The 6183-nt window shown below is 41.2% G+C and carries 4 protein-coding genes; all 4 read right to left on the bottom strand.

Annotated elements, in window-relative coordinates:
- Nucleotides 1–29: 29 nt before the first annotated feature.
- Entirely contained in the window at nt 30–1229 is a 1200-nt protein-coding gene (locus FHQ30_RS10715; protein WP_139612300.1) for an N-acetylglucosamine-6-phosphate deacetylase, read from the bottom strand.
- 2 nt (nt 1230–1231) lie between these two features.
- Nucleotides 1232–2593, bottom strand: a complete 1362-nt coding sequence (locus FHQ30_RS10710) for a class-II fumarase/aspartase family protein (RefSeq protein WP_139612299.1) — start codon at nt 2591–2593, stop codon at nt 1232–1234.
- A gap of 12 nt (nt 2594–2605) precedes the next feature.
- A complete protein-coding gene (locus FHQ30_RS10705) occupies nt 2606–4156 on the bottom strand; it encodes a PTS transporter subunit EIIC (RefSeq protein ID WP_139612298.1) in 1551 nt (516 codons plus the stop codon).
- A gap of 175 nt (nt 4157–4331) precedes the next feature.
- Entirely contained in the window at nt 4332–6182 is a 1851-nt protein-coding gene (gene typA, locus FHQ30_RS10700; protein WP_139615028.1) for a translational GTPase TypA, read from the bottom strand.
- Nucleotide 6183: the final 1 nt, after the last annotated feature.

Genomic DNA, 6183 nt, shown 5'->3' with positions numbered 1-6183 from the left:
GATCAACAGACCCTACTATAAACAACGAATCAAATCTGTTTTATTCCTCTACAGTAAACCTGTAACAGATTAAGCTGATTATCTAAAACTAAAATATCGGCATCTTTTCCACTGTCTAAGCTGCCTTTTCGAGCCGATATGCCTGCTAAATAAGCAGGATTCTCACTTGCAATTCTGGCGACAGATAGCAAACCGTTATCCAAACGTGGGAAAACCGCTTGCACTGATTCTAAAAAACTCATTTCTAAATTTTTTATCGCTTCATAATTGGAAGTATCAATTTCACTATAAGATCCATCACTATTCTCTAAGCGTAAATAACCATTTTCTTGCGTTTTAAATTTCTGCTTGCGCAAATAATGATAAAACGCCGATCCTGCCGGAAAATCAGCAAAGCCGACACAATCTGTTGTTAATACCATTTTATTATCTGTTTTTAACCGATAAAGAATATCAAACGCTTCCGGCTTAATCGTTATTCCAGTCTGCTTGGCAACTTCTGCAAAAACATCTTGATAATACATTAATGCACCGACCACACCTAATTCGCGATGATGGAATCCACGCATCGCACTATATGAATGGGTGAAATGGTTCAGGTCAGCTTCTTTGATGGCGCGTGTAATCTCGTCAAACGTGGCAGCAGTATGGCCTGCAGCAACCGTGATATTTTGCTTTCTCAAATATTTTGTCAGCTCCAATCCCCCTTCCAGCTCTGGCGCTAACGTCATAGAACGGATATGTCCTCGCGCTATCTGATTAAATTTTTCAAAGCCTGAAATACTCGGAAGTTGTAAACTATCCGCACTTTGCATTCCTAAATATTCAGAATTAATATAGGGACCTTCCATGTGAATACCAACAGCTTCAGCGCCATTATCCGGAGTAGCTGATTCAATATAATCCGCTGCCTGTGCCAAAGAATATTCTAAAAAATCATTTGGCATTGCCCCGGAAGTTGCCAAATAAGCAGTCGTACCGGTATGCACTAAATCTTTGCTCATGCGTGATAATGCGCCACTGCTGCCTTTATGGGAAAAAGAGCCTCGCCCCCAACCATGGATATGAATATCAATAAACCCCGGCATAATGATCTGATCGGTATAATCGATTATTTTTCCTTGATAAGTGGAATAAAAACCTTGAATCCTCTCATTTGAAATCACCAGATATCCACTCTTAATTTCATCAGGAAATACAATTTGTGATGACTTTATCGCCCATTCCATTATTATTCCTCCATCAGTTGTATCTTGTGTTTTGCTCTTTCTGCAGTTTCTGTTGCTAAAACAGCACATAATCCAAGATAGTTTTCTGGCGCCAGCATAGCGAGTATTTCTTGCGCTGAAAAAATACTTTGAATCGTGGTATTCGCTTGTAAAGCAGCAGAATAATCTTTTTGTAGATTTTGACTTTCCATTGCGATTTCATACACTAATTCATGCGCTTGATCTTTTCCCAAGCGCTCAATTAGGCTCATCATAATTTTTTCACTATTAATTAAACCGTGAGTCAGCATAACATTGCGATACATACTTTGTTTATTAACGACTAATGTTCTGGTTAATTCTTCTGCACGCAGAATAATTTCTGCCATTAATTCGATACTCTCCTGTAATGAAGCATCAAAAATAAAATAGGCAGAGCTGTCAGCTTCAAATGGGCGGGGAGCAACATAAAGTGCAGCAGTTAATACAGAATATAATTTTTGTGAATTGGCTATAATCCCTTTTGCCAACTTAGGATTAATTTTTTGCGGCATCGTGCTGCTGCCAACCGTACCTTGACTGAAAGCCTCAGAAACTTCTGCAAATTCTTCACTCGACGTTTGATAAACTTCTTCGGCGATCTTATGAAATGTGGTGGCTAATAAACATAGATTGCTAATATATTCTGCACGGAATATTCTGCTGTTACGTGAAGGAATATTCATGGCAGGCATGCCTAATTTGGCTGCTACCAACGATTGAACCTCACGTCCCTGCTCTCCAGTAGCATGAAAGGCCCCGACTGCGCCCCCCATCATTATTCTAAAAACCCGTTTTTCTGCTTCCTCTAAACGTTCTATCGCCGATAAAATCTCATCAATCCAAACCGCTACTTTATAGCCATAAGTAATCGGCAGTGCATGTTTACCATGAGTTCGTCCCGGCATCACCGTTTCTTTGTGCGTTATCGCCAGCTGACTCAAATTCTGCAAAATATCTTTTAAAAATCCCATCAAAATATGATGAAATTTTTTAACGATTAAAAGATGCCCGCTTTGCTGAATATTTTGGGTTGTCACACCATAATGTACATATTTTCCGCTTTCCGGATCACAAGCATTGATTAAAACCTTAATCACCGGCACAAAACCATGTCCAATTTGCTGTAATAACCTTTCCATTTCTTGCAAATCAATACAATCTACCTTGCATTTTTCAGCAATCTTTTTGCCCGCTTCTTTCGGAATTATTCCTACTTCTGACTGCGCTAATGCTAGTGCTGCCTCTATATCCAACCAAGATTGAACCTTTGCTTCAAAAGTAAATAATGCCCTCATTCCACGGTCATCGATTGTTTTACTTTTTGAATCATATAAAGCTCGCATACTCCCTCTCTTTTAATGTAATTGATCGTCAACTGAATTTCTAACAAATTCCACATGCGGACCAAATACCACATGAATATGATTGCTAGAAGGGATGAATGTGCCTAATGCGCCTGACTCTCGAATTAAATCCATATTTAATTTTTTCTGATCAACAACATCCACTCGAAGTCTAGACACACAATTTTCAACTTGTTTTATGTTCTCTTTACCACCTAATGCTTCAATAACCAACGATGCCACTTTATCATACTCTTTATTATTCAGCAGGCTACTGTCTGACATTTCATCTTCCCTGCCCGGTGTTTTAATATCAAATTTGCTGATGGCATATCTGAACACAAAATAGAAGACAATAAAATTCACAATACCCAGTAAAATTAAGTTTACCCAATGTGTATTTTCATACATCAAACCGAAAATACCAAAATCAAAAATTGTTCCACGAATATAGCCTATCGACACACCTAACATCTGCAAAGGAATAGCAAATACACCACATAAAATCGCATATACAATAAATAGTTTTGGAGCAATAAATAGAAATGAAAACTCTAATGGTTCAGTAATATTGCCTAAAAAAGCCGTCAACACCACCGTTAAAATCATCCCTTTAGCAAATTTTTTATTTTTAAAATATGCCATATGATACATCGCTAAACCTATCGCAGGAATTCTAAATAATGTTGTCAACATCTGCGAAGAGGCTAAATAACTTGCCAATGTCGGCATATATTCATTCCAAGCTTCACTGTTCGGCCCTAATTCAAATAATATTTTATTCATTGCCGGCAAAATACCCACATACACTTGACCATCAATTAAATAAGTGCCACCAGCCTCAGTGAACCGGATCGTTGAACTTAATACATGGTGCAGCCCAAATGGAATTAATAAGCGATTTAATGTCATATAGATGCCCGCACCAATATCCGGCGCCATCATAATACTTGATAATTTACTCATGCCGAAAGTAAACCAATCCCAGACAAAGGGAATCAATAATCCAATTGGAATCATCAATCCGATAGAAATAATAGCTACGGATTTTTTTCCACTAAAAAATGCAAAGGCTAACGGAAGTTGTAGCCGGTAGAATCGATCGGTTACCTTGGCGGCAAGTAATCCGGCAATAATCCCGCCTAAGGCTTCTATTTTTAAGGTATGAATTCCCAGCACCATTCCTTGTCCAACAAATGCCATATTCTCTTTGACTAATTCTCCGGATAATTTTAAATGGACATTCATTGAGATCAATAAGGTTAAATAAGCTATAACTGCAGCAAAAACAGCAATACCTTTTTCTTTTTTCGACATGCCATAAGCAACCCCCATAGCAAAAAGAATAGGAATATTTTGGAAAATTATACTAGCAATTGAACCTACCGATGAAAAAATTGCCTTACAATATTCATTGCCAAGAAACGGAATTTTTTCAATCATATAATTCTGTCCTAAGGCACTGCATATTCCCATCACCATACCTACGGGTGCTAATACGGCAATCGGAAGTAACAATGAACGTCCGAATGTCTGTATTTCATCTTTAAACGTTGCTTTCATAATAAATACCCCTATAGCGCATTTCTATCATTTCCGTCACTAGACTAACAAGAGTATTTAAAGCCAATCAACTATATATTTTGCGCCTCATCAGGCGCATAATTTATTATTTGAAATAACAAAAAAACCGCACTTTGTTACCAAAGTGCGGTTGCGATATAAAACTTAAGACAGTTTAGCGTGTGCTGGTACTCGTCGTGGTGCGGCTGGCGCGTTTGCGATCAACTTCGGTCAGCAATTTTTTGCGGATTCGGATCGAAACCGGGGTCACTTCGACCAGTTCGTCGTCGTCGATAAATTCCAACGCTTGTTCCAAGGTGTAGCGTACCGGCGGTACTAATACCACGGCGTCATCTTTGCCGGACGCTCGCATATTGGTCAGCTTTTTACCTTGCAAGCAGTTAACGGTTAGGTCGTTGCCACGGCTGTGAATTCCGATCACCTGTCCTTCATACACTTCGCTGCCATGTTCCGCCATCAATTTGCCACGCTCTTGCAAGCTGAATAAGGCGTATGCTAAGGCTTTACCGGTGGCGTTGGAGATCAACACGCCGTTGATGCGTTGTCCGATTTCACCCGGTTTGACGTCATCGTAGTGGCTGAAACTGGAGTATAACAAGCCTGTGCCGGACGTCATCGTCATAAATTCGTTACGGAAACCGATCAAGCCACGGCTTGGGATGATGTATTCCAAACGAGTGCGGCCTTTGCCGTCCGGCACCATGTCGCGCACTTCGCCTTTGCGGATGCCCAATGCTTCCATGATCGAACCTTGGTGCTGCTCTTCAATATCGATCGTAACTTGCTCAAACGGCTCTTGTTTGCGACCGTCAATTTCACGGAAAATAACTTTCGGACGTGACACCGCCAACTCGTAGCCTTCACGTCGCATATTTTCGATTAACACCGACAAATGCAACTCACCACGACCGGAAACACGGAACGCATCCGGATCTTCGGTTTCTTCCACACGCAATGCTACGTTATGCACCAACTCTTTGTTTAAACGTTCCAAAATTTGGCGTGAAGTCACATATTTACCTTCTTTGCCACAGAACGGCGAGGTGTTGACACAGAAGAACATGGTGACGGTCGGCTCATCCACGCTCAATGCCGGCAGCGCTTCAACGCTGTTGACATCACAAATCGTATCGGAGATGTTGAGTTCACCCAAACCGGTGATTGCAATAATATCGCCGGCACTGGCAATATTGGCTTCATAGCGCTGCAAGCCCAAATGTCCCAACACTTGTCCGACTTTGCCGTTGCGGGTTTTACCTTCGCTGTCGATAATCGTCACTTGCTGGTTGGGTTTGACGGCACCACGTTTGATGCGCCCGATACCGATGACGCCGACATAGTTGTTGTAATCCAGTTGTGAAATCTGCATTTGGAACGGTTTGTCGCTTTCAACTTGTGGCGGTTCAACATATTTGACCACGGCTTCAAATAACGGGGTCATATCTTCTGCCAGATCTTCATGCTCAACACCGGCAACGCCATTTAACGCTGAAGCATAGATAATTGGGAAATCTAATTGTTCGTCAGTTGCGCCCAAATTCACAAATAGATCAAATACTTGATCGACCACCCAGTCAGGACGTGCGCCCGGGCGATCCACTTTATTGATCACCACAATGGGTTTCAAACCGTGAGCAAAGGCTTTTTGCGTTACAAAACGGGTTTGCGGCATTGGACCATCAAAAGCATCCACTAACAGCAGAACGGAATCTACCATCGATAACACCCGTTCTACCTCGCCACCGAAATCGGCGTGCCCCGGGGTGTCAACAATGTTGATACGGTAGCCATTCCAGTTAATCGCGGTATTTTTGGCTAAAATCGTGATACCACGCTCTTTCTCCAGATCATTGGAGTCCATAACCCGTTCATCGCTGTCGCCACGGGCATTTTCTAGTGTACCGGACTGTTGCAACAATTTGTCAACCAGCGTGGTTTTACCATGGTCGACGTGAGCAATAATTGCGATATTACGCAATTTATTGATATCTAATTCATTATTCATG

Origin of the sequence: Testudinibacter sp. 'clade 2' (assembly GCF_006227735.1) — a bacterium.
Classification (GTDB): domain Bacteria; phylum Pseudomonadota; class Gammaproteobacteria; order Enterobacterales; family Pasteurellaceae; genus Chelonobacter.
Note: the sequence above shows the minus strand (reverse complement) of the source record. Positions and strands in the feature narration are given on the sequence as shown.